Origin of the sequence: Microcoleus sp. FACHB-672 (genome assembly GCF_014695725.1) — a bacterium.
Taxonomy (GTDB): Bacteria; Cyanobacteriota; Cyanobacteriia; order Cyanobacteriales; family Oscillatoriaceae; genus FACHB-68.
Genome location: NZ_JACJOU010000027.1, coordinates 20724 through 45521, shown reverse-complemented (window position 1 = coordinate 45521; position 24798 = coordinate 20724). Strand labels below are relative to the sequence as shown.

Below are 24798 nucleotides of genomic sequence, written 5' to 3'. Positions count from 1 at the left end.
GGAATCTTGTATCCTTTACCCTTAACAAAGGAATGAGGAGAAGAATTTAATAATCTATCTTTTCTATATGGTCGCGAATTTCATTGAGATCGATATACCGATCTGTCGCATTCCGCAGTTCCCTAGCAATCATTCCTTCTGTAGACACTACGGTGATATGAGTATTTTTAGAACGCAGCAGCTCTATTGCTCGTTCAAAATCTCCATCCCCACTAAATAAAACTACTCGATCATATTGGTCAACCGTATTAAACATATCAACAACAATTTCTATGTCTAAATTTGCTTTTTGCGAGTAGCGTCCGGAGGAGTCATCGTAATATTCTTTCAGAATTTTTGTGCGGACGGTGTAGCCCAAACTAATTAATGCGTCTCGGAATCCGCGCTGATCTTGGGGATCTTTAAGACCTGTATACCAAAAAGCATTGATTAGCCGCACTTCTGGCTGTTCACTTCTGAAATATTCCAACACTCTTCTGGGATCGAAAAACCACCCATTTTTTTGTTGAGCGTAGAACATATTGTTTCCGTCTACAAAAATAGACAGACGGTTCATTGAATAATTCATAGAAAGTTAGGTCTAAAATTTGTAGAAAACTACATTAAGCAGAATAGCCTATTCTAGCAATTCCCTTTCAAAATTGGTACTTATTAATAAGTTTTTAGGGACTAGATGTTTAACCGGCCAGTTCGATTTGGGCAAAACTGCCTGTTAATCGTACTTATCGGGGATTTTTGCTTTTCCTAGACTCGCGGATCACTCGCTTTTGGTTAAGCGGATGAACACTTAGCTAATCATGGTAAGACGTTATCGGCTGCTAATTGAATGTAACAGAGTGCAATTCTCCTAGATATTTCAGATTTTAATTTAAGTAGCACCTTTAGGATGATAATTTTGTAACCCTTTGAGCAACATAGATGCTTAGCGAGGCGAGAGATTTCGCAGAACTGCGTCATCACCACCTTTCAACTTTACCTCTAATTGACACGCTCTAACTTGGAGAAAGCCAGGGTAAGAATTTTGTCTGAGTATGCGAGTGTGTCAAACACTAGCCAGACGAAATGCTAGCCGAGGGCGCTTTTGCCGGCGCATAGCGGCGCAAGAGTGTATTTGCCCAAGAGTTACAGGTTACTTTGGCTGCGGCGATTTTCCCCTGTTGCAAGGTTAACCGTGGGGTTGCACTGGTTGGCAATGGGTGTACTGTGTATGACAGCAGAACGTCCAATCTGCCAGTTTTTATGGCATCCACAGGTTACAGCCGGCGAAAACCTTCTATTTATTTTCTCATACTTTGTCTTATCGGCGAGTTCTTGCAAAAGTGCCGGTTGCAACACTCAACCGCCAGCTTTCTCGCGTCAAAAATGAAGCCAAGGTGGGGATTGGAGGGCGAAAAACCTGATAACTAACCTGATGCTGATGCCTGTAACCGGCGCAGTGTGTTTTTTATGTTTGCCGGCTATAAGCGCATACTGGCGTCAGCTTGTCGCTATTGTGGGCGCTGAAGATTACACTGAATGAACTTGCTTGGTGTAACCCGCAGCGTTTGTAATTTCGTGGAGTGAGTGCCGGTGCTTCACCCCACAGATTTGAACACCGTCAAATTGCTCCCTTGCACCCCTGAAATACACGGACTCAGCCTCAAGCCATGTTGGTTTCAATCGCCCAACGCGCCAACTCGGTGCGGTTGTGAAGACTGGTTTTACCTAGCATATTGGAGACATGGCTTTCGATTGTCCGTTGGCTGACATTCATCACTTCAGCAATTTCACGGTTTGCCATGCCCCGCGCCACTAACTGAACGACTTTTAGTTCGGTAGGAGTTAATTCCACATCGAAGGGCACCTGAATTTTAGGCCCATTATCTCCTGCTTTGTTTTGATGATTGATCAGGCGGTTTGTTTGTTTGAGGGAAGATTCTACTTGCGCGACGAGTTCTTCTGGCTCAAACGGCTTAACCATATAAACATCCGCCCCTGTGTTTAAGCCTTTCACCCGATCTTGGCTTTGTCCTTTTGCCGAAAGGAATAACACTGGAATCCAATTTGTTTTGGGATCTTGCCGGACGTGCTGTACAAATGAATAGCCGTCCATTTCTGGCATCATCACATCACAAATAATCATATCTGGATTTTCTTGTTCCAGAATCTCCAGCGCTTCCCGACCGTTTTCTGCTGTGATGACTTCATACCCTCGAAATTCAAGGTAATCCTTGACGAGCAAAATTAGGTTTGGGTCATCATCAATCAGTAAAAGTCTACGTTGATCTCGTATGCTGGTTTCCTTCATACTGTGCAACTCGTATTGCCTAAATTTAGGGTTTGTGTGAGCGATTTTCTCATAAGTAGAATATACGATTTCATGTCTCTGCGGCTGCACTTGCTTTTCCTTTCTGTATCAGGAAAAAGCCTCTATTTCTTTTAGATTATGCCCCTTTAAATTTAGAACAACCGTAGAGATACGGAGGTCATACACTTTACTATGGTGCTATTATATAAGATTTGGCGGTGCTTGGCTACTTTTAAGGAAATTAGGATTAAGGCAGTGTGGCTGCCAGGATATGGGAATACGGGAAGAGAGAGGAAAAATCTCAGAGTTTTGCGCCTTTATCGCGTTGTGATTCAACCGGCGACTGTCAAAGTTTAGGTGCCGGCTGTTCTGGGATCACCGGCTCTAGCGTCTCGCCATGTGCCGGTTTTTGTTCAATAGGCGGCGCTAAATCTGCCGGCACCTCAAGGGGTTGTGGCAAAGGATGGGTTAAGAACGCATATTCATTAACCACCTGATTCCCGATTAAATGTTCTTGAATAATTCGCTCGATCACTTCAGGAGTGACATTGCGATACCAGACGCCATCCGGATAGACCACAAGAATTGGCCCACACGCGCAAACTCGCAGGCAGTTGGCTTTCGTACGAAAGATGCAGCTGGGGCGAGTTTCAGTAGGTTGATCAAGTTTTAACTGCTTTAGGCGTTTTTTCAAATAGTCCCAGGATTCCAAACCGGCTTCCTTTGTGCAGCACTTGGCATTGGTTTGATCGGCGCAGATAAAGATGTGTCGCTGAATTTGCGGCAGTCCCAGGCTTTGGACACAAGCTGCTAAGGCTTGGTTATTGAAAGATTCATCGCTCTGGGGTGGTTGAGTGACAGACGAAGTCATATTAAGCGTTTAAAGGTTAGGAGGATCTTGTTAGAGGACTCTCTAGGGTTAAGAGAAAAGTTTTGTTTAAACCTGCCGCGACTTAGAGGCAAGCGGCAGATCGCCCTGACAGTGGCTGCAAACATTAAGTATTTCTACTGTATTGCCTACATAACAGGTTAGTTCGGGAACCCGTACAGAAAAATTAGTTGCGCTTTGGGCGCTCACTCAGGTAAATTAGCACTCAGGAGTTGAGAGTGCTAACTCAAGACACCAGCTCAGAAAAAGTCGCAACCCCGGAAGGATTGACAAATCGAGAAGCCCTGATGGATATATCAGCGGCGAGTCGGTAAAATCGAGTGCCAGCCTTTAAGGAAATATCGGGCTGACTTCTGAGAAAGGTGCGTTCTCAATTTAATTCAATTTAACCTGTAGTAGGAGCGAATTTTTTATGGCAGCTGTATCTCTGAGCGTTTCCACAGTTAAACCTCTAGCCGACCGCGTCTTTGTTAAAGTGACTGCCTCGGAAGAGAAAACCGCTGGTGGCATTCTTCTGCCCGACACCGCCAAAGAAAAGCCCCAAGTTGGTGAAGTGGTGCAAGTTGGCCCTGGCAAGCGGAACGAGGATGGCTCCCGTCAAGAGATGGAAGTCAAACCAGGAGACAAGGTTCTCTACTCGAAGTATGCCGGCACCGATATCAAACTGGGAACCGAAGAATACGTTCTGCTCTCGGAAAAAGATATTCTTGCTATCGTTTCATAGCTTTTGTTAAATGCCGGCAGTCAAATGACTGATGGCAAATGACCTCTGACAGAACTCACACATCCAAAATCTAAAACACGGAATCGCAGACATTTTTATGGCTAAGCGCATCATTTACAACGAAAACGCTCGTCGCGCTCTCGAAAAGGGCATGGACATTCTGGCAGAAGCTGTGGCCGTTACCCTCGGACCCAAAGGCCGCAACGTAGTTCTAGAAAAGAAATTTGGCGCTCCCCAGATTGTGAATGATGGTGTAACCATCGCCAAAGAAATTGAACTGGAAGATCATGTTGAGAACACCGGCGTTGCTTTGATTCGTCAAGCGGCTTCCAAAACCAATGACGCTGCCGGTGATGGCACCACAACCGCAACAGTTCTGGCTCACGCAATGGTGAAAGAAGGGCTGCGGAACGTAGCCGCCGGCGCGAATGCCATTTCCCTGAAGCGCGGGATTGATAAAGCGACTCACTTCTTAGTAGAAAAGATTGCTGAGCACGCCCGTCAGGTAGAAGATTCCAAAGCAATCGCTCAAGTCGCTTCTATCTCTGCCGGCAACGACGAAGAAGTTGGCCGGATGATCGCTGAAGCGATGGACAAGGTGGGTAAGGAAGGCGTGATTTCCTTGGAAGAAGGGAAATCGATGACCACCGAGTTGGAAATCACCGAAGGGATGCGCTTTGACAAAGGCTACATCTCTCCTTACTTCGCAACTGATATGGAGCGGATGGAAGCGGTTTTCGATGAGCCGTTTATCCTGCTGACAGATAAGAAGATCGCCTTGGTGCAAGATTTGGTGCCGGTGCTTGAGCAAGTTGCTCGTTCTGGCCGTCCTCTGGTGATCATCGCTGAAGATATTGAGAAAGAAGCTTTGGCAACCTTGGTGGTAAACCGCCTGCGGGGTGTGCTGAATGTGGCTGCTGTTAAGGCTCCTGGCTTTGGCGATCGTCGTAAGGCGATGCTGGAAGATATCGCAGTGCTCACCGGCGGTCAATTGATCACCGAAGATGCCGGTTTGAAACTGGATAACACCAAGCTGGATATGCTGGGTAAGGCTCGTCGCATCACCCTCACCAAAGACAGCACCACGATTGTTGCAGAAGGCAATGACCAAGCGGTTAAAGCTCGTTGCGAACAAATCCGTCGTCAAATGGACGAAAGTGATTCTTCCTATGACAAGGAAAAGCTGCAAGAACGTCTGGCTAAGCTAGCCGGTGGTGTTGCAGTGGTTAAAGTGGGCGCTGCCACTGAAACCGAAATGAAGGATCGCAAGCTGCGTTTGGAAGATGCCATCAACGCAACCAAAGCGGCTGTGGAAGAAGGGATTGTTCCTGGCGGTGGCACAACCTTGGCTCACTTGGCTCCTCATTTAGAAGAGTGGGCAAATGGCAACTTGATCAATGAAGAATTGACAGGTGCTTTGATTGTGGCTCGTGCCATTCCTGCGCCTCTGAAGCGGATTGCTGAAAATGCGGGTCAGAACGGTGCTGTGATTGCTGAGCGCGTCAAAGAGAAGGATTTCAATGTTGGTTACAATGCGGCGACTAATGAGTTCGTCGATATGTTTGATGCCGGCATTGTTGACCCTGCTAAGGTGACTCGTTCTGCGCTGCAAAATGCCGCTTCTATTGCCGGCATGGTGCTGACAACCGAGTGCATTGTGGTTGACAAGCCTGAACCGAAAGAAGGTGCCGGTGCCGGTGCTGGTGCCGGTATGGGCGGCGGCGACTTCGATTACTAATCGAGAGAGTTGGGATGCCGGCTATATGCCGGCACCCCAAAATCGTTGCTGCAATCTAAATTTGCGAATTTCTTTAGCCGCTTCTACACAGAGGCGGCTTTTTTATTATCAGTAGGATGCGGAACCTGAACCCAGTCTACTGTGAGGAATGATCGTATCCCGCTTATAGCAATATTGTGATAAACTGGATATGGATTACGAGGGTCGAAGACTGTGCCTGAAACAAAAGTTATTTTTTATCAGGATCAAGATAGCGCGGCCCCGGTTCTAGAATGGCTCAAGACTCTTCTGAAGCAAGATCGCAAAGGCTATGCCAACTGTGTTGCTCGAATTCAACAGCTGGCAAATACAGGTTACGAATTGCGAAGACCTGCGGCAGATTATCTGCGTGATGGAATTTATGAATTACGAGCAAAGCATATCCGGGTGCAGTATCGTATTTTGTATTTCTTTTCTGGACAGAATGTGGCGATTTTGGCTCATGCCATCACAAAAGATGAGGATCAAGTCCCTAATACAGAGATTGAGCGAGCAATTCAGCGAAAGGTGCAATTTGAAGCCAATCCAGCAGTTCATACCTACGTTGAGGAAATAGAAGATGGCGAAGACAAATGACGCACTGAAGATCCTTCAACAAATGACTTCTGAAGATCCTGAAATGGAGGAAATGATCAAGGAATCTTCGTTAAATGCAGAACTTGCACAACTGATTTATCGTACTCGAACGCAAGCAGGATTGACCCAGCAGCAACTTGCTGATCGCATTGGCACAAAACAGTCGGTGATTGCTCGGCTTGAAGATGCTGAGTATGAGGGGCACTCGCTTTCAATGCTACAAAAAATTGCGCGTGCACTCAACCAGCGATTAGAGGTTCATTTAATTCCAATCGCCCCTAATGAAAATCACACTGAGCAGCGTAGTGCTTAAATTAGGAAATGAGTGTGCTAGATCGGCCCTTGACTATTTCACAAAATGTAATGGCTCATGCGGCTAAAACCGCGATCGCCTACTCTATTATCTGGTTTAATACTTGACTGCTTTTGATGATGCCGGTGGGCGATCACGAAACCAATTCAGCCCAGACAAGAAGAAGAGAGAGGGTGGCAACCGCACAACAATTTAAGAATCTCAATGATGGCTACTAGCATGGTATTCATCATTGAACTATTGTTAACTTGTTAGGAGCTTATCATAACTGAATTGGGCATCAAGCATGGTTCTTGTAAAAGCTTTATATACGACAAATTGCGGTGCTGCCTATGCCGGCAACTCCCTAGAATTACTCGATGAGCTTGAAAGCGATTCGATAAACTTAGTCATGACTTCCCCTCCCTTTGCTCTGCAACGTGAGAAGCGTTATGGAAATGTTGATCAGGATGCTTATATAGATTGGCTTTTTGCTTTTTGTAAAAAGGTGTATCGGGTATTAGCACCGGATGGCAGTTTTGTTCTTGATTTGGGTGGCGCTTATCAAAGTAAACGTCCAGTTCGATCACTCTACAATTACCGAATTTTGATTAAGTTATGCGATGAGTTAGATTTTCGCCTAGCTGAGGAGTTTTTTTGGCATAACCCTTCTAAGTTACCGTCGCCGATTGAATGGGTTAATAAGCGGAAAATTCGGGTTAAGGATGCTGTCAATACGGTTTGGTGGCTGTCAAAAACTGATTACCCTAAAGCTAATGTGAAGAATGTTTTGGTTCCTTATTCAGAGCGCATGAAAAAACTGCAGCAAAATCCTGCTAAATATTATAAGCCGAAGGAACGACCTTCAGGGCATGATATCAGTGCCGGCTTTGCTATAGATAATGGCGGTGCAATTCCTTCTAATTTATTACAAATTCCTAATACTGAAAGCAACTCTCAATACATTCAGATGTGTAAGGCAATTGGTGTGACTGCACATCCGGCGCGGTTTCCTGAAAAACTACCGCTATTTTTTATTAACTTTTTAACAGATCCCGGAGATACCGTTATTGATATCTTTGCCGGCTCGAATACCACTGGATATGTTGCTGAAACTTTAAAACGACAATGGATTGCTTTTGAGCAGAACCCTTCTTACCTAGCTGCCTCAGCGTTTCGATTTATAGATCACACTCAAAATATTGAGGCTACTTTAAACTTATTTAATAAATTAATTCAAATGCAAGAAACGATCAATCTTCCACTTTCCTTGCAGTTTTCTTTATAAAGAAATAGCAAACCTAAATGATTTATGAACAAGCAAAGAACCTAAAAGCTTGCTTTATGGGTATCTTGGCTGATCAGGTTATGACAAGCAATTTAGGATTTATATAAATGTACTTAACTGGGAACATTCATTTTTGTCAATTTGTAGAGTCGGCATCTTGCCCCCTCGCCGGTATTTTAGGGAGCAAAATGCTCTTACTCTCTAGATTTTGGAAAATCTGGGATGCACCTATTTAACTGGCTTTATCTGATTTTATCAATGTTGCTAATTCCTGTAAAAGTAAATCTTGTTCCTGTTTAATTTGAGTGAGCCGGCTTACAATATTTGTCATTCGCGCCTGACGATCACTAGAGGTATAAATTTCGTTTGATTTTGTTGCAACTAATCCACTCGCTGTTACTTTCCCTAGAGATTTAGAACCCAAACCAAAAATGAACTGAATCAGTTTAAATGGAGCTTGCAGTAAAAATAACCAAAGTTTTTCTGTGTAACTGGAAATTGCTTTGAGCAATCCTGAAAAAAGGAATATGATTAAAAGTAAAATACCCGCTGTTTGCAAGGGATGATTTACTAACCAAATAAGTCTGGGGTGATCGGCAATCCAAACATTCAGGGATGAACTGATAGTTGATTGAATGCCTTCAGAAAGAGAACGATTGAGAGATTCTGCTTGTTGAAATGTGTTTTCTTTAAATGCTTTGGCTTTGCCGGCAACTTCGGTAGCACTATTAACTACTTTGTTAGCTGTATCGGTCAAAGTAGTAGCCGCTTTCGTTGTCGTTTCAGAAAAAGCGCCTTTGGCTTTTTCTTGTATGCCAGTAACGCCTTCTATTGCTTTATTTGTGGATTCAGTGAAATTACTAAAGGCTTGGTTGCTTGTTTGGGTGATCGTGTCTTTTGTGCTGCCGGCAGTTTCAGATAAAGATGTCTTCGCTTTGTCAGTAGTCTCTGTAATCAAATCTTTCGTCTTCTGAAAGTTTTGTGAGATTTTTTCAAGTAGGGCGATTTCTAGCATAAACTTATCTTTATTTTCTCAATTTCCGTTGTCAATCAATATCCTATTTTAGACAAAATTTTGATAAAAGGCTTATTCTTGGATTCATCCAATCTTCAAAATTTAATAAATTTTAACAAAAAGAAAAGCGGGTTGTTAGCCCGCTTATTGGATGTTTAAACTTGCTTAAAACACAGCTTAGAATGCTGTCAGGCAATAACAGATAAACGCTCCATTAAAGCAGATCGGGCGTGTTCGCGATCATCGAAGTGAATTTTTTCAGTTCCTAGAATTTGATAGTCTTCATGCCCTTTACCGGCAATTAAAACACCGTCCCCAGGCTTAGCGAGTAAGATCGCCGCACGAATAGCAGTTGCGCGATCACCTAAGACTGCCGGCTGAGCAGATTCAGGAATGCCGGCTAAAATATCTTGCAAAATTCGTTCAGGATCTTCAGTGCGTGGGTTATCTGAAGTCACCACAACTTTATCAGCCAATTCTGCAACAATCTTACCCATCAACGGACGCTTGGTGCGGTCACGATCTCCCCCGCAACCAAACACACAAATCATATTACCTGGAATAAAAGGCCGTGCTGCTTTGAGCAAATTTTCTAAACTATCGGGCGTGTGGGCATAATCTACAATCACGCTGATATCTTGATCCGCTTGGATATGCACCCGTTCCATCCGTCCCGGCACTCCTGGAAACTGTAGCAGTGCCTTAACCATTTGTTGCAAGTCTAAACCGAGATGCAAGCCGGCACCCACCGCAGCCAGCATATTCGCTAAATTGTACTGACCCACCAAAGGCAAGTAAAATTCAGCATCTCCAGCCGGCGTATGCAAAATTCCCTTAACGCCGGTGGGAGAGTATTTTAAATCGCTTGCCCACAAATCAGCAGTAGAATCGGAGGTGCTGTAGCTCCAAACTTTTTCTGCCGGCAACTGAGCAATTAACCGCTTGCCATAAGCATCATCTGCGTTAATTACAGCGCGTTTTTGAAGATAATTCGGGCTAAATAGCAGCGCCTTTGCCTCAAAATAATCTTCCATATCGCGGTGAAAATCCAAGTGATCCTGAGTCAGGTTGGTAAACACCGCGACTTCAAACGGGCAACCCATCACCCGCCCTTGTGCCAATGCGTGAGAACTGACTTCCATCACCCCAACTTGAGCACCGGCTTTTGCTGCTGATGCCAGTTGTTGCTGCAATTCCACGGCAAAAGGCGTAGTATGAACCGCTGTTTGCACAAAACCCGGCCAACGGGCGTACAGCGTGCCGAATAAGGCTGTGGGCAACTGAAGTTGGGTGGTTAAAAATTCTATCAGATGGGTGGTTGTGGTTTTGCCATTGGTGCCGGTGACGCCCACCATTTTCAACTGTTGCGCCGGCTGTCCATAAAACGCAGCCGCTACATAAGCACAGGCTTGCGTCATATCCGTTACAGGGATCACACAAGCACCATTCACCGGCCCGTTTTTCTGGGCGGCTTGGGGCGAAACGAGGGCAGCCACAGCGCCGGCAGCCAGGGCACTTGGCCAAAAATCTCCGCCATCCACGCGCGTTCCCGGCATCCCAATGAACAAATCTCCCGGCTTACAAGCGTGAGAATTGGTCGCTAAACCCGTTACTTCAACGTCGGGAAGCGTTTCTGTCGGGAATTGCAGAACATTCGGAACAGTCGCTAATAATTCTTGCAGTTTCATATCCGTGATTCCTCACACCACTTCATATTTTGCCTATTGTTAACGATTATTCGGGAAATATTTCTGTAACATTTGTGCCAACTGCTGTAATGAAGCCCGGGGAGAAGGGCGGGGAAGTGGTTCTTCGGCTGTCGGCACTTCGCTTGCAGCGGCAGTTCTGCACAGTACAGGAATCTCATACTGATACGCCTGGAACCAATCCTCACGGGTCGTAATATCGCGGATTTCCAGCTCAAAATCGATGCCTTGTATTTGTTCGAGCTTTTCTTGCAACCCCTCGCACAAATGGCAACCGGGCTTACTGTACAAAATTAAACGCATATCATTTTTTTGAATTTTGTTCAACCGGCAGCCGAACGGTGTCAGATCAAACAAAATTATCAGTCTTTAACTGCCGGTAAGCAAACACCTGCTAAATCAAGTTCCAGCTTAACTACCGAGTCGCAGGCATCGTGCCTGGTATCTACCCTTAAAAAAAACAAGAGGCAGCAACGTGATACGCTACTGCCTCTTATTTGTTTTAACGGGCTATCTCTAAGACTGCCGGCTTATAACTTAGCCGGTAAATCAGCGATGGCTTACCAGCGGCCTTCCTGATCAGCGGGGTCGCCGTAAGGATCTTGGCTAGCTGGGATCACGTTACCGAATCCATCGTCAACATAGCCGCTATCCGCTGGATCGCCATAAGGATCTTGGCTGGCGGGGATCACGTTACCGTATTGCCCGCCGTATTGATCTCCTGGGTCGCCATAAGGATCTTGGCTAGCCGGGATCACATTGCCGAATTGCCCACCGTATTGATCTCCTGGGTCGCCATAAGGATCTTGGCTGGCGGGGATGACGTTGTCATAGTTTCCGGAATCAGCGGGATCGCCGTATGGATCTTGACTGGCTGGGCGTACCTGCCGATCATCATAGCCATCTTGATCAGATTGCTGATCGCCATTGCCGAGGGCATCCTTCATCAATCGCAAAAATCCGTCTACCATGATTTATCTCCGTTTTTGTTTTTAAAGTGTTGTGAAACGGCTATTTGAGGGATATATCCCTCTGGTAAATAGCCGTTTTCTTTCCTGTGTTTTTCGTCCCGGTTCGGGCGCTTGCTGTCAAAACTAATACTGTTGCGCTGGAACTGGGGCAGAACCTAAGCCGGTGAGATCACGGCCTGTAGGCTGGTTGTTATAGCCTTGGAAGTCCCGATACTGTTGCGCCTCTGACTCTGGAACTTGAATTCCACCCTGAGGCGGCGTTACCCAGTGGGGGCGATTTTGGGCGTCGCGGTAGTAAACGCGCCCGTTTTTAGAAAGGTAATACTGTCCCTGCGGCCCTTGGCCTTTGGCGTTCTTTTGCTGGTTGTAGAGATAGTAAAGACCCGCTGCGCCGGCCAAAATTGCCACTTTCTGGGTATTTGACAGTCCCTGCCGTGCCCTAGGTTGTTGTGGAGAATTGTAAGGGGCTGACCCACCACGGGTATTGTCAATGGGTGGTGGCGGTGCGGCGGTTTGCGAAGAGCAAGCTGTAAACAGTGGAAGACCTAGTAAAGCTGTCAGCAACAGCGCTAGCGGACGTATAAATTTTCTGCCCTGTGGATATGTTATGTTCATTGGATCTCGTATTGACTGTACGTTACGGGACGCCATGTTTAGGCGGGATCTTAATGAACCAGCGCTGTTGCAAAACCGTGTTTCGATTGAATATTAATTCTTCAGATATAAACCTAAAGAATTTGCTGATTCCCGACAACAGCGCAGGTGCAGCACTTCCGGTTCCACTTCATATTCCTCGACTTTGCCGGTCATTCCATCCCGCTATAGGCAGAACTGCTATTTGATATTTCATCCATGAGGAATATGTCAGCCTTAAGGCTGAGTTCGTTTGTACAAATATTTTTTTATAACTTAAGCTTTTAAATTGAAATTTAATAAGTTAGTAGAAACTTATCTAAAATAAAAGTAAAAGTATTTATAGGAATAATCCAGCTTATTTTAATTTGGGTTTTATTAACCTTAAAAAATTGCGAAAACTAATATTGACGACTGATTTATCGAAGCTTATCAGGAGCAGACTAACTTTCTCACTCAGGATGAAGCATTGGCAACGCGATAAGTTAGGGGTTAAACAAAGCATTTATTAGCCGAATGCTATGCCGGGAGGGCACGCTGAGAATTGCGCCCCTCCTGGGATATTTGCAAAAACGGGATGACGGATTTTTTACACCGGCAGGTTTTCAAACCTAAAATTTAACGTTGGCAAACCCTCTGAAAAGCACCACATTTTTAACCTAAAAAACAGGCAGCAGGAAAGAGCAGATATTCTAAGAAAAAGAGTTTCCAAATAAATTGATAAAACTGTGCAATTTCGGCTTTATTCCGCAAATCTACCTGCTTGCTGCGCCACCACATCAAACTCAAGGCAATCAGATGAGTAATGGCTAAGAATAAAGGATTAACGGTCGGCAGCCAAAGCCAACCGGCAAGCGTCAGAGAAAGGTAGCATACGGTTAACACCCATCGGGCAAGATTAAAGACTGCCGGCGCACCCATTTGCAGGGTAAAAGTGGTGATGTTGTATTGCCGATCACCTTCCATATCGGGAATATCTTTAAAGATGGCAATTGCAAACGTAAAGACCAAAATAAACAGCGTCAGCGCCCAGATAGTAGGTGGAATGATAGGGACGCTAAGCTTTTCTAACTGCAAAAACACCCAGTTAAAATGAAGGAACAAGCCTAAATTAACAACCACTCCCCGGACGGTAAAGATACAAAAAGAAGCCCAAAAGGGAAAGCGTTTTAAGCGCACCGGCGGTAGGGAATAAGCCGTTCCTAGGGCTAAACTGATACTTACCATCCCCAATAACCACGGCCCTAGTAACAGCGCCAGCAGCAAGGCTAGAATGCCGGTAATTGCCACAATGAGCTGGGCTTGCCGGCGCGAAAATTCACCGGCAGCTATTGGCAAATGTGGCTTATTAATTTTGTCAATTTCCACATCTTCCAGCTGGTTTAGCCCGACAATGTAAACATTGCCACACAGACAGGCAATCCAAGTACCGAAGAGTTGCACCCACGGGATGCCGGTGAAGCCAGTGCCGGTGCTTTCAGCATAAGTGACTGCAAACAACGCCAAAACACTCAGACTCGTGCCAACAATTGTGTGGGGGCGAGAGAACTTCCAGAAGGCATAAAGCGAGGAAACAGATTGCTGTAAAAAGCCAGGTTTGGAAGACTCAGCTTGTGAAGTTGGAGATTTTTGAGAAGAAATCTGGCTCATGGACGCCCTAAATGATTATTTTTGCCTAATCTTAAGTTTAGGGGCGCGTGGCAATGCTTCTCTAAATCTGTTGTGTCTGCTTTTTAGCGTTAAGGCGTTAGGCAAGCTGGAATCTCGCAACCGCAGCCTCTAACAGATGCGGTTTAAGAATTCTGATTCAGTTAGGACTGCTCTCAAATAACTCGGTGCAAAGCAGGTTCTCAGCGTTTCGCCTAGTGTTTGCTACTGCTATTCCAATTGGGGAATCAGTTGCAACGGGCCGAGTCCGAGGTCTTTGGCTGAGAGTGATCTCACCTCAAATAAAGCGAGCATATCTTTAAGCTTGGGATTACCACGGGAAGCACCTGTTAGTCCTTGGGCGATGATTAAACCACAGTAACCCTTTGTTTTTTTACAGCGCTGATCCCACTTTTTGCGGGCAGCAACGTGAACCGGATCATCTTCAATAAATTCACCAAACAGATGCAACTGACCGTCGTCAGTCTGTAATATTCCTAGATCGTAGACAACCTCGTCAAACGAGTCTTCTCCGCGATTAAAGCAAATTGCCTTTAACCCGCCGGCCTCTTGCAATTCTTGAATCATCGCTTTGGCTTTGGGGCGCGAGGTTTGAATCAAAACCACCGGCAACCCTTCGCCGGCAGCAGTGACTGGGCCAGATTGATAGCAATCAACGCCGGTGCGAAGAAATTCCACGGTTTCCCAAGGCACTACACCTAAACTCAGAAATGAATTTGCCGGCACCAAGTCATCCCGCAGCAGGGGTTGGCCACCATCAAACTCCTCATCATCTTCTTCGTCTGCAGCGTTGGCCATTTCCAACAGTTCGCTTTCCAACTCAGGCTGGGTGGCAACTTTAACGGAGATGATTGAGGGTTTGGCATCATCGACTGTTGGCAGAGGAATGCGATAGCGACTGTTTAACTTCGGCAACGCCTCCCCCTCTCCTCCCAGTTTTTGACGTGAAGACCGCAAAAACCGATGTAGGGCTTCAAGTGCCACCCAAGCCGTCAGCGCCTCTTCCTCGTAAAGAAACGAGCGCAGCCCTTCGAGTGGGTGAAGGTTGCCAAAGGTTGGTTGAATTTCAGACAGGGGCAGATCGGCTAAATCGAAGTCGTCTTCATACTCATCTGCGACATCGCCAATACTTTCAAAGCTCAGAAACAGGCAGTCTTGACCGAGGAAAGCTTCTTCAAGCTGGTTGATAGAATCATTCGCCAAAACCCGCTGCCGAAACCGCTTGAGCGAATCGATTGAACGATAGAGCAAAATTCCATAATCGACGCCCAGCATTCCCAAAACGCAGAGATATAGGGTTTCAACGTCCCACTGGTTAAGTTCGACCGATAGAATTTGGTGATCGCCCAGCAGTTCCCAAGGCGCGTCGCGCCAAATATCATAAGCTTTCTGGGTTAAAACTTCAGCATACTGAGGCGGCAGATGGGGCGGTTTGGTGCTAACAACGTCTTGAAATCCTCTGAAGATTTCGTCAATTAGGGGCAATTCCGGTACATACTCAATCGTAATATCCAGCGTTTGCAAGACGCCCCGTAGGTAAAACTTCAGTTCTCGGTCGTTGACAACAATTTTTTGAGGTCGAGCCGGCTGTGCAGGACTGTGGGGGTGTTCCATCGCCCGCAACAATGTCCGAACAATGGCTTCAGGGCCGGTATCGAGTGTCACCATATCCATCGCCCGGACAAATCCTTGTGAACCATCTACCCAAAGAATGCACTCACTGGTGCCGGTTGGCGCAGAAATTGGGTCAGCCCACTCTTGGCTCATAGCATCTTCAGCCGATAAGGGGCGACGATCACCCTCCCACACGCTGGGAATTTGCGGTAGATTTTGCAGGCGACGACGGGTAGAGTGATTGAGAGCTGTCATAGACTCAGTCAACTGATGAGGGAACAATCATACATGAGGGAGTGGCGAGAAGCCGCAGTTTTTGATAAGTCACTTCCTGCTACAGGCACTTTTGAAGTTGATGCGATAGCTTTCAACTTGCCTGCCGGCACTACCCTCTTTCCTTACGGTTGAAGACTTTAAGCAACTGGATAGACTTCAACTTACTATTACCAGCATAGAGAGTTTTTTGCCCCTGCAGTCTGCCAAAAGTCTACAATCTGCGAGTTCTCGATAAAATAGATGGACAAGCTCTAGCAGCCTGTATCATCTCGGCACAAGGAGTCGTGTAAACCAATGACACAAGCAACTCAGTCTCAACAACGCGGTATCCAGATTACTGAAACCGCCTTGCAGCAGGTTAAGTCACTGCAGCAGAGCCAAGGGAAGGAACTCTGTCTGCGTGTGGGAGTGCGCCAAGGTGGCTGCTCAGGTATGTCCTATACGATGGATTTTGAGAATCTCAGTAATGTCCGCGAGGATGATGAGGTTTTTGACTACGATGGCTTTAAAGTTGTCAGCGACCGGCGCAGCCTTCTATATCTCTACGGTCTAGTGCTTGACTACAGCAATGCTATGATTGGCGGTGGCTTTCAGTTCACCAACCCGAATGCCAATCAGACTTGTGGCTGTGGCAAGTCCTTTTCTGCTTAAATTGAAACCCAGCCTCCTTGGAATTGGAGCATAAGGTTTGGGGAATTGAGCATTGAGAATTGTTCTATATTTTCTCTGCTCGATTCTTCATCGTTTTCCCTCTCCCTCTCTCTCTTTATTTTCCTATGACTCAAACTGCTGAAACTCTTTTTACTGAAGGAATAGACCGCTATAAAGCCGGAGAAGGCCCAGATACGCTGATTCCGGTTTTTAAAGATATTTGCGAACGCGCCCCTAAAAATAGCCCCGCTTGGACGTGCTTGGCGTGGCTTTATCTGTTGGATAATAAGGCGGCTCAGGCTTGCAAGGCTGCTCAGAAGTCTGTCAAGTTAAATCCGCATGACGCTCAATCTAGAGTCAATCTCGCGATTGCAATGCTCGAAAGTAACCAAAAAGGTGTGCGCCAACACATTGATATGGCGCAGCAATTAATCATGGTTTCCGCAGAATTGCGGGATGAAGTTAAAGACAATCTTGAAGAAGGATTAAGTAGAAAAGCGGATTGGGATAGCTTAAAGCGCGTCAAAGCGTGGCTATTTGAGGATTAGGCCGGCAGAAATCTTAGCCCAGTGCCGGTATTTATCCCTAAACTTATTCTATTGTGTAGGAATTGTAATAATTCCTTACTTAAATACACGTAAAAAAAGTGAAATCTAATGATAAGATTTTATGAACTGAAGGATAAAACATTCTTTTATCTCGTCTTACAAACATTTTGCACATCATCCGGAGCTTAGACTACCATGACTAATGAAAACGTTGAAATCAAGCCAGAAACCCGCAACCACAAAGGATTCTTCATTCAAGAAGCTGCTTACAAGCTTATGGGCATTGATGACTCCGGTTGGGCATTAATTTGCATTGATGACGCAGTTTGCCATTATGTTGACCCAGACAATCTTCAAGCTCCAAACGAAACAGGCGGCAGCTTCGAGTAAGCAGACGTCTATGCCACCAGAAGGATTTTTCTTAATATCTTTGGATTGGACGGCTGTACTTGCTTAAAGTGCAGCCAAATTTTTTGAGAAAACGCTATCAATCAAAACTATTTTAGCCTAATTAAACCGAGCTGAACAAAAGTTATAACCTCAGTTTTTGGCAGTTAACTTAAAAAGCTTACAAATATTAATATTTACTATTAAAAGTTGAAGCGTTGCTTTTAAAGCGCTCACTGCTTTAGCGGTTGATTGCCAAAGAAGTGTGCCTGAGTGATCAGCAGGGCTATAGTGCGCTTAAGAGCCGGTTAATCAATTTGGGATGATTCTTCCTCCTCATATAGCCGGCAACGCCCCTGTGTCTCGCACTCCATCCGCTTTTGGCGATCTTGAACAATCGTTGCTAAATTTGGTCGCCCAGTCAGACTCAGCCGGTAATCTGCCCAAATTTCATATAATTTATCAACGATTGGCCCAATAACCGGCAATTTGGTAGCGGCATAAATCCAACCCATCCCCAGGATCTCATAGACGCGACGGAAGACTTCCACATTCTTAATAACCGTCCCATCAGGAAGCACCGCATGAATTCGCCCCATCGCTGTTTCAAAATCAACCCCGCTATGCGCTTCTGGGGTGTAGCCATCGTCAGCAATGTCTACAAACGCCACCAACCCTCTACCGGCATCCCGTCTCTGCAAGAAATTGACTTCTCGCAAACACAAAGGACATTGACCGTCGTACAGTAGTTCAATCTGCCATGATTGGGTTTGAGTCGTCACTTCAACGGATTCGGGGAACTCAGTCTTAGACGAAGGCATAAGCAGTTCTCAATTAAAATATTCCTCAAATGAGGAGAAACAGACACACCTAATCATTGTATTTACCGGCTTTAGATGTACAGTGACAAATTACTGAACACTGTACATCTAGGCTCTAATTTCACTCTAACGCGTTACGCCCTACTTCACAATTTCATTACTAGAGGTTTTGCTGGTCTTACTAGGGTTGGGAGTTAACTCTGCTGGGGGTGATTTAACCGCCTCCCAATCAATTAACAACTGATTGAGAAGAATTTCTTGCTGATTGCGAAATTCATCCGGATTTTCTCCGCCATTGATAATAGCCACCCAGACAGAACCGAGCTTTTGAGTTGGCATGGCACCGGCTAAAGAACTCACCTGGTTAAGCGTGCCGGTTTTGAGTACAGTATAGGCAGGAATTTTGCGAGCTTCTAAGACGCCTAAATCTTTACCGGCAATCGCAAATACATCGGCTATGGTCATCTGATAAGGCTGCAAATACCGCTCAATTGCCTGAAACATTGCCACGGCTGCGCGAGGAGAAATTCGATTTTCTTCACCCAATCCAGAACCATTGATTAGTTGAATTTCTTCCGCCGGCACTCCTGCGGCTTCCGCTGCTTTTTGGGCAACGGCTTTTGCGCCGCCGGCAGAATTTGCTAACATTTCAGCCATCAAGTTGTTACTGTACATATTCATCTTTTTCAGCAGTTCTGCCACTGGAAAAGAAAGATGCCGCACTAAAGGTTTGAATGACTCAGGCGGAGAAGATACAACTTGCACCGAACCATTTATCACAACTTCCGGTCGAGGGGTTCCTTGAGGTAACGTTAAATATTGATCTTCCGCTTCCGCCGGCCACTCTTTAGAATTCAATCCTTGCTTGAGGAAATTCCCAGACGTCTGCGGTTTCGGCTCAAAGTTCATGTAAAAATTGCCGGCGATCACCAAATTGCCGGTCACTCGCTTAATACCTATCTGATTTAAGGTATTACCTAAAGCAATTGCTTCTTCCCAAACAAAGAAAGGATCTTCTCCGCCTTGAATGACCAAATCGCCTTTTAATACCCCATTTTCAATCGGGCCGGTTGCCCCAATCAACGTTACAAACTGATGTTCTGGGCCGAAAGTTTGCAGCGTCGCCAGGGTTGTTGCCGCCTTTGTGACGGAAGCTGCCGGTAAAGGAACGGTGCCTTGATGATTCGCTAAAAGCACTTTATTTGCCTCAATCCACACGCCTTGCTTTTGTTTAGAAAATCCTTGCGCGGCTAGTTTATTGACGTATTGTTCAATTTTTTTGTTTGTCACGGAATCTGGATTTTCTGGAGATAAAGCCTGATTTACAGGTTCCGTCTTACTAATCGGCTGTGACTCGATATTCTCTGCTTGATTTTCTCGCGGTTGAGCAGCACCAGATTGAACAGATATCGAACTAGCGTTGGATGAATTAGAGGGAGAGCATCCAGCCACAAGCGCTAAGATTCCTAACGATAGTACCGCCGTCAAAGATCCGATTTTTAGCATTGTTTCTTGGGATTTAGACAAAACAGAAAGAAAAACTTTAACAGCCATCAACACCTTCTCTGATATTCAACCATTGTTGCTGCAGATCAGTTTCAGTTGGAAGAATTTTTCTTCCTCCTAACTCAGGATGTCTTTGATAAAAGATATAATCAACGACCGCCTCGCATTGTCTGATTTGCGCCCATTGTTGTGCTAAATTTGTTTCATTTGGCTGGATTTTTCTCCCTGCTAACTCAGGATATCTTTCGGAAAAAATTCTGTCTGCTATATTATCTAATTCTTTGGAAGTTGGCACCGCCGGCACGGGAGGATTTGCAGTGGGTGTGACGGGTGGTGCCGGCATTACAGTGGGGTTTGCAGTGGCAACCGGCGCGGGATTGGCGGGCGTAATCTCTGGAGAAGGAACCGGCGCGGGATTTGCAGTAGTAACCGGCACTCTATCGATAGCTGCGACTGCCGGCATCATCGGTGGATCTGGAGAGGGAATCGGCGTGGGAATTACTGGAGTTGGATCTGGAGACGCAGCCGGTGCAGCATCAACTGGAGTTGATTCTATCGCCTCTTCAGATTGTGGTGCCGATGATGGGGATGCTGCCGGTTGCACAACCACCGCCGGCTGCTGACTTTTTGCTAAAAAAACGCCCGTTATCACTGACGCACCCACCAGCAAGCCGGCAACGATGGCATTTTTTAGCCTACCTCCTGTTTGGGGAATATTACTAACCGGCTGTACTGTTTGGGGCGGTACGGTAGGCACTGGGGAAGGAATTGTTGCTTGAGGCGGTGCCGGCGGTAACGTCACCGCTGTTGCGGAATAGTGCAAAGCATTGAGCATTTCCCTGGCTGTGGGATAGCGCTGCTGGGGATGGGATTGAATCGCCTTATCTAACACTCCAACTAGCGCCGGACTGAGATTTAAAGCGTGCCGGTGCCACAGAATTTCGCCGGTGTGCGCGTCTGAATCCAATTGTTGCGGAAGTCTGCCGGTGAGTAAATAAATCGCCGTTAAACCCAGCGCGTACAAATCACTAGAATACACCGGCTTACCGGCTGCTTGCTCACCCGGCATGAAACCGGGCGTTCCAATCGCAATCGAACGGCTAGAATTTTCTTGAGAATTCACCTCTGTATTCATGGTTTCCTTCACCGCGCCAAAATCAATCAGCACCGGCAAGCCATCCCGCTGTCGCCAAATAATATTATCTGGCTTGATATCCCGGTGAACAATTCTTTTACTGTGAACATAATCGAGCACCGGTAGAATATTAGTGAGAAGCGCCCTCACCGAACTTTCGCTGAGTAATCCAGCGGTTTTTAGCTTTTTTGTCAAAGTTTCGCCTTCAACCCACTCTTGCACCAAGTAAAATTGAGCGGATTCTGAAAAATAAGCATACAACCGGGGAATCTGAGGGTTGCTATCACCCAATTCTTCTAAAATTGCGGCTTCTCGCTGGAAACGCTCTTGAACAATTTGGTTGATTTGGGGGTTATTCGTCACCGGCTTGAGTTGTTTAATTGCACACCGACGTGCTGATGGCATTTGGGTGTCTTCTGCTAGAAAGGTTTCGCCAAACCCGCCGCTTCCTACTGTTTGTAGGATTTGGTAGCGATTGTTTAACAGTGCCGGTGCGATCATCGCAGTTTTTGGGGTAAAAGTTTTCCTTTGAAGATAGCATTCTGTATAAGAAACAGCTACCCGTCAAGGGCAAAGTTAACATATTTCGTAAACTGCCTAAAAATTTAATATTTACAAATATAAAAAAATGTCTTCTGTAAATTTTTCTGAGGAAAGCCGGGATTAAAAAATGTGAGTCGCTTTGAGCTATCTTAAAAAGTTAAATTGCTGAAAGTCTTGTCTTAAGCAAATTTATTTTTTTATAATTAAATGGATTAAAATTCAGTTGGTTGTTATTAATTTATCAAAAACTTGCCAAACTTCAAACTTTTATAAAATTATAGCTTTGAGCGGTAAGCATCTCATTTAAGATCAAAAATATAAAAAATTTAGAATCAATATGACCGGCAACACAGAACAGTCAACCATTATTAGCAAGTATCCATACTTACAGCTCAACAATCAGGGGCATCTGATAAAACTGGAACTGAAGCAAGACCGGCATATTTTGGGACGTGCGCCAGAACAGGCGGATCTCGTGGTTCCTCCAGATTGGCGAGTGATTTCTGCTTCTCACGCGGTACTTCGCAAAGCCGGTGATGACTATTGTATTTATGACGGTGACACGCAAAATCCCAGTACAAATGGATTGTTTCTTGATCGTACACGCATAACCCCGTCAGAAGGGCATCATCTGAGGGATGGCACCGAGATCCGCATTGGTCAAGATCCGCGCAACCAAATTTTGCTAACTTATTTTAATCCCTTCAGCCGGCAGCCTCTCACCCCACCGCGAGAGCAATTTGTGTTTCTCAAAAATCGCTCGGTCTTGCTCGGTCGCGATCCGAGTGCGACATTGCAACTAGACGCCCCGACTGTATCGCGCCGGCACGCCACGATTGAACCCGTCGCTCAGGGAGGCTACCAGCTGCAAGACTACAGCGCCAATGGCGTCTTCGTAAACGGGCAAAAGGTAACCAATTCAGCGCATCTGGCAGAAGGCGCAACGGTTCGGATCGGGCCTTTTACCCTAGTTTTGCGGGGTGATCGGCTAGAGGTACTGGATCAAGGCAATCAAATCCGCTTGGATGCTGAAGGTTTGGCGATCCATAAGCGACTGGATAACATCTCCTTAGCGATTGAACCTGGTCAGTTTGTGGCTTTAGTCGGCGGTAGTGGTGCCGGTAAATCAACCTTGATGCGAACGCTACTGGGAATTGAGCAGACGACTGCTGGCAAGGTGTATTTAAACGGAGATGATCTGCGAACCAACTTCAACATCTATCGCACGCAAATTGGCTATGTGCCACAGGACGACATCATTCACCGAGAATTGACGGTGGCAGAGGTACTGACTTACGCCGCACAGTTGCGGCTGCCGCCGGATTTGGATGTCGAAACGGTTGTGGAAAAGACGTTAGCAGACATTGAAATGTCCCATCGCCGCAGCGCTTTAGTAAGCGATCTCAGCGGCGGTCAGCGCAAACGGGTGAGTATTGGGGTGGAATTGTTAGCTGATCCGAAGCTTTTCTTCTTAGATGAACCGACTTCGGGACTCGATCCGGGGTTGGATAAAAAGATGATGTTGCTGTTACGAAAACTCGCAGATCAGGGACGCACCATTGTTCTGGTTACTCATGCAACTGCGAATATTAAACTTTGTGATCGCGTGGTTTTTCTAGGTCGTGGCGGACACCTCTGCTTTTTTGGCCCTCCGAAAGAAGCGTTTGACTTTTTCGAGGTCAAAACTGAGGATTTTGCGGATATTTATAACAAGTTAGAAGAAAACGACAAAGCACCGCTGACATTTGCGAGCCGGTTCGGCCAATCGCCTTATTATAAGCAGTATGTAGAGAATCACCTTAGCCGGCCTGCCGGTCAGCCGCAACAGCCTGCCGGTGTGGTTGCAAAACAGGTAAATCCTTCTCCATTCAAGCAGTTATCGCTCCTCGCTCAACGCTATTTTAAGCTAACTGGGCGCGACCCGGTGAATTTAAGTTTAGCGCTTTTAACTGCTCCGATTGGGATTAGTTTAATTACCCTAGCCATTCGATATAAAAATCCTTTAATTCTGGGAGATGAACCCGATCCGACTTTAGCGCCTTTAGCGTTACGAGTGTTATTTGTCTTTACCTGTGCCGCCATTTGGGTGGGACTTTCGACTTCTCTACAAGAGATTGTTAAAGAATCGGCAATTTATTTGCGGGAACGGCTGGTAAATTTAGGGTTGTTTCCTTATTTAGGTTCTAAAGTCTTAATTTTAGGCGGCTTGGCACTGCTGCAAACGCTGTTAATGGTTGGGGTAATTCTAATTGGGTTTAAATCTCCCCAACCGGATTTAATTTTGTGGCCGGTGGGTTTGGGAATCACAACGTTCCTGACTTTATTAACGAGTATGAGTCTGGGATTAATGGTTTCAGCTATCGTTAAAAATGGCAGTCAGGCGAATAGCGCCCTACCGCTGTTATTACTGCCTCAGATTATTTTTTCTGGGGTTTTGTTTAAAATGGAAGGTTTAGCCAGTAAGCTTTCTTGGCTGATGTTAAGCCGGTGGTCTGTGGGCGCTTATGGGGCGTTGGTGAATGTGAATGGGATGGTTCCTGAACCCACTAAGTTGCCCGATGGCAGTACAATTCCCCAGCCATTTGAGCCGAGTGCTGTTTATGATCCAACGTGGGAAAACTTGGGTTTAAATTGGGGGTTGCTATGTTTGCATACAGCGGTTTATTTAGGGGTGACGTGGTGGATGCAGAAGCGTAAGGATATTTTTTAGAATTCCTGGAGATAACCAAAAGGGGGGAAGCAGCCGGCTTGTAAATTCTCGCTTGTTTCCATAAAAAATTGTCTGGATGCTTCTCTCACTCTTAATTATCTTTGCAGCAAGATGAATGACGAAATGATTAGGCAATGTTTATCCCAGAGATTCATTACCGAATCATTCCGCTGTTCAGAAATTTCTTATTTTCGTCGGGTTCTCACCCCTTTATTTTGGCGGGTTTTGGGTTCGGGAATTTGGTCTTGTTTTTGAAGCGCCGGCACAAACACCTTAAGAAGTTCAGCCATTGCCAGAACAAAAATAGACAGTGATAAAATTGTTGCGCTGGTAACGCCTCCATATTGCAGTAATGTAGCCAGGTTAAATTGCGGGAGTGGTGCAAGCATGGCAGCTTCAGTTGTAGCAACCGATTTTTCGGTTTTGGCTAGCGACGTCTGGCTGTATGGCAACATAGAGCTTTGTGCTTGCGGTTCAACAGGGTTAAACGCCGGAGAGTATGTCATAAATTTGCTCACTTCTCTAGAATCATTAAATGAGGTATAACTGGGAAGCTGGTTGCCACGGCTATCGGCAAGACAATCGATGCCATTTTCCCGTAGGGATTTTGCTTCATAGTTGGGTAAGGTTTTATCCAACCAAATTTTTCCTTCAGTAGATTGTTGCTTCATAATGCTTTTAACTCGATTGTGTTTGCTAACCAAAGCATAATTTGTTAACCATAAATTTTCAGTACAAAAAAGTAGGAAAAATAGCCCCAAAATTATTGTATGAAAAAGTA

At 45.7% G+C, this 24798-nt stretch carries 25 protein-coding genes; 11 read left to right on the top strand and 14 right to left on the bottom strand.

Annotated elements, in window-relative coordinates; all coding sequences use genetic code 11:
* Positions 1 to 46: 46 nt before the first annotated feature.
* From H6F56_RS21295 to H6F56_RS21280, 3 genes are all read right to left on the bottom strand, one after another.
* Entirely contained in the window at positions 47 to 568 is a 522-nt protein-coding gene (locus tag H6F56_RS21295; RefSeq protein ID WP_190672405.1) for an NYN domain-containing protein, read from the bottom strand.
* A gap of 1071 nt (positions 569 to 1639) precedes the next feature.
* Entirely contained in the window at positions 1640 to 2287 is a 648-nt protein-coding gene (locus H6F56_RS21285) for a response regulator transcription factor (protein ID WP_190672399.1), read from the bottom strand.
* Between the two features lie 346 nt (positions 2288 to 2633).
* Complete coding sequence (locus tag H6F56_RS21280) at positions 2634 to 3158, bottom strand: (2Fe-2S) ferredoxin domain-containing protein (protein WP_242032111.1); 525 nt, start codon at positions 3156 to 3158, stop codon at positions 2634 to 2636.
* Between the two features lie 430 nt (positions 3159 to 3588).
* Between H6F56_RS21280 and groES the strand changes: the two genes are divergently transcribed.
* From groES to H6F56_RS21250, 6 genes are all read left to right on the top strand, one after another.
* A complete protein-coding gene (groES, locus tag H6F56_RS21275) occupies positions 3589 to 3900 on the top strand; it encodes a co-chaperone GroES (protein WP_190672396.1) in 312 nt (103 codons plus the stop codon).
* Between the two features lie 97 nt (positions 3901 to 3997).
* A complete protein-coding gene (gene groL / locus H6F56_RS21270; RefSeq protein WP_190672394.1) occupies positions 3998 to 5638 on the top strand; it encodes a chaperonin GroEL in 1641 nt (546 codons plus the stop codon).
* Positions 5562 to 5753, top strand: a complete 192-nt coding sequence (locus H6F56_RS21265; protein WP_190672522.1) for a hypothetical protein — start codon at positions 5562 to 5564, stop codon at positions 5751 to 5753. The genes groL and H6F56_RS21265 overlap by 77 nt, the downstream gene beginning before the upstream one ends.
* A 98-nt stretch (positions 5754 to 5851) precedes the next feature.
* Positions 5852 to 6253, top strand: coding sequence for a type II toxin-antitoxin system RelE/ParE family toxin (locus tag H6F56_RS21260; protein ID WP_190672391.1), 402 nt, complete (start codon positions 5852 to 5854; stop codon positions 6251 to 6253).
* Positions 6237 to 6566 carry a helix-turn-helix domain-containing protein gene (locus tag H6F56_RS21255; protein ID WP_190672388.1) on the top strand — a complete coding sequence of 110 codons (330 nt, stop codon included), beginning with the start codon at positions 6237 to 6239 and terminating at the stop codon, positions 6564 to 6566. The genes H6F56_RS21260 and H6F56_RS21255 overlap by 17 nt, the downstream gene beginning before the upstream one ends.
* 286 nt (positions 6567 to 6852) lie before the next feature.
* Positions 6853 to 7833 carry a DNA-methyltransferase gene (locus tag H6F56_RS21250; protein ID WP_190672385.1) on the top strand — a complete coding sequence of 327 codons (981 nt, stop codon included), beginning with the start codon at positions 6853 to 6855 and terminating at the stop codon, positions 7831 to 7833.
* Between the two features lie 232 nt (positions 7834 to 8065).
* Here H6F56_RS21250 and H6F56_RS21245 read toward each other — a convergent pair whose 3' ends face one another.
* From H6F56_RS21245 to H6F56_RS21215, 7 genes are all read right to left on the bottom strand, one after another.
* Positions 8066 to 8848, bottom strand: a complete 783-nt coding sequence (locus H6F56_RS21245) for a hypothetical protein (protein ID WP_190672382.1) — start codon at positions 8846 to 8848, stop codon at positions 8066 to 8068.
* Between the two features lie 188 nt (positions 8849 to 9036).
* A complete protein-coding gene (locus H6F56_RS21240; RefSeq protein ID WP_190672378.1) occupies positions 9037 to 10536 on the bottom strand; it encodes a UDP-N-acetylmuramoyl-L-alanyl-D-glutamate--2,6-diaminopimelate ligase in 1500 nt (499 codons plus the stop codon).
* Between the two features lie 39 nt (positions 10537 to 10575).
* Positions 10576 to 10857 carry a glutaredoxin family protein gene (locus tag H6F56_RS21235; protein WP_190672375.1) on the bottom strand — a complete coding sequence of 94 codons (282 nt, stop codon included), beginning with the start codon at positions 10855 to 10857 and terminating at the stop codon, positions 10576 to 10578.
* A gap of 257 nt (positions 10858 to 11114) precedes the next feature.
* Positions 11115 to 11525 carry a translation initiation factor gene (locus H6F56_RS21230; protein WP_190672372.1) on the bottom strand — a complete coding sequence of 137 codons (411 nt, stop codon included), beginning with the start codon at positions 11523 to 11525 and terminating at the stop codon, positions 11115 to 11117.
* Positions 11526 to 11648: 123 nt separating this feature from the next.
* Positions 11649 to 12140 (bottom strand): hypothetical protein, encoded by a 492-nt coding sequence (locus H6F56_RS21225; protein ID WP_190672369.1) that lies wholly within the window; start codon positions 12138 to 12140, stop codon positions 11649 to 11651.
* Between the two features lie 672 nt (positions 12141 to 12812).
* On the bottom strand, positions 12813 to 13808 hold the full coding sequence (locus tag H6F56_RS21220; RefSeq protein WP_190672365.1) for a homogentisate phytyltransferase: 996 nt from the start codon (positions 13806 to 13808) through the stop codon (positions 12813 to 12815).
* Positions 13809 to 14036: 228 nt separating this feature from the next.
* On the bottom strand, positions 14037 to 15695 hold the full coding sequence (locus H6F56_RS21215; RefSeq protein WP_190672362.1) for a DUF6930 domain-containing protein: 1659 nt from the start codon (positions 15693 to 15695) through the stop codon (positions 14037 to 14039).
* A 15-nt stretch (positions 15696 to 15710) separates the two neighbouring features.
* On the opposite strand from H6F56_RS21215, the gene H6F56_RS21210 reads away from it, so the two are divergent.
* The 4 genes from H6F56_RS21210 to H6F56_RS21195 all read left to right on the top strand — a co-directional run bounded on the left by H6F56_RS21210 (position 15711) and on the right by H6F56_RS21195 (position 17305).
* Positions 15711 to 15848, top strand: a complete 138-nt coding sequence (locus H6F56_RS21210; protein WP_190672358.1) for a hypothetical protein — start codon at positions 15711 to 15713, stop codon at positions 15846 to 15848.
* A gap of 162 nt (positions 15849 to 16010) precedes the next feature.
* Positions 16011 to 16367, top strand: coding sequence for a HesB/IscA family protein (locus H6F56_RS21205; protein ID WP_190672355.1), 357 nt, complete (start codon positions 16011 to 16013; stop codon positions 16365 to 16367).
* Between the two features lie 125 nt (positions 16368 to 16492).
* A complete protein-coding gene (locus H6F56_RS21200; protein WP_190672353.1) occupies positions 16493 to 16915 on the top strand; it encodes a tetratricopeptide repeat protein in 423 nt (140 codons plus the stop codon).
* Positions 16916 to 17110: 195 nt separating this feature from the next.
* Positions 17111 to 17305 carry a hypothetical protein gene (locus H6F56_RS21195; protein ID WP_190672351.1) on the top strand — a complete coding sequence of 65 codons (195 nt, stop codon included), beginning with the start codon at positions 17111 to 17113 and terminating at the stop codon, positions 17303 to 17305.
* A 305-nt stretch (positions 17306 to 17610) separates the two neighbouring features.
* Here H6F56_RS21195 and H6F56_RS21190 read toward each other — a convergent pair whose 3' ends face one another.
* From H6F56_RS21190 to H6F56_RS21180, 3 genes are all read right to left on the bottom strand, one after another.
* Entirely contained in the window at positions 17611 to 18123 is a 513-nt protein-coding gene (locus tag H6F56_RS21190) for a thiol-disulfide oxidoreductase DCC family protein (RefSeq protein ID WP_190672348.1), read from the bottom strand.
* A gap of 141 nt (positions 18124 to 18264) precedes the next feature.
* On the bottom strand, positions 18265 to 19677 hold the full coding sequence (locus H6F56_RS21185) for a D-alanyl-D-alanine carboxypeptidase (protein ID WP_309236606.1): 1413 nt from the start codon (positions 19675 to 19677) through the stop codon (positions 18265 to 18267).
* Positions 19667 to 21265, bottom strand: coding sequence for a serine/threonine-protein kinase (locus tag H6F56_RS21180; protein WP_190672344.1), 1599 nt, complete (start codon positions 21263 to 21265; stop codon positions 19667 to 19669). The genes H6F56_RS21185 and H6F56_RS21180 overlap by 11 nt, the downstream gene beginning before the upstream one ends.
* 379 nt (positions 21266 to 21644) lie before the next feature.
* Here H6F56_RS21180 and H6F56_RS21175 point away from each other — a divergent pair, with 379 nt between their 5' ends.
* On the top strand, positions 21645 to 24017 hold the full coding sequence (locus H6F56_RS21175) for an ATP-binding cassette domain-containing protein (protein ID WP_190672340.1): 2373 nt from the start codon (positions 21645 to 21647) through the stop codon (positions 24015 to 24017).
* Between the two features lie 185 nt (positions 24018 to 24202).
* Here H6F56_RS21175 and H6F56_RS21170 read toward each other — a convergent pair whose 3' ends face one another.
* The gene (locus H6F56_RS21170) at positions 24203 to 24688 is read right to left on the bottom strand and encodes a hypothetical protein (RefSeq protein ID WP_190672337.1); all 486 of its coding nucleotides are present in this window, start codon (positions 24686 to 24688) and stop codon (positions 24203 to 24205) included.
* Positions 24689 to 24798: the final 110 nt, after the last annotated feature.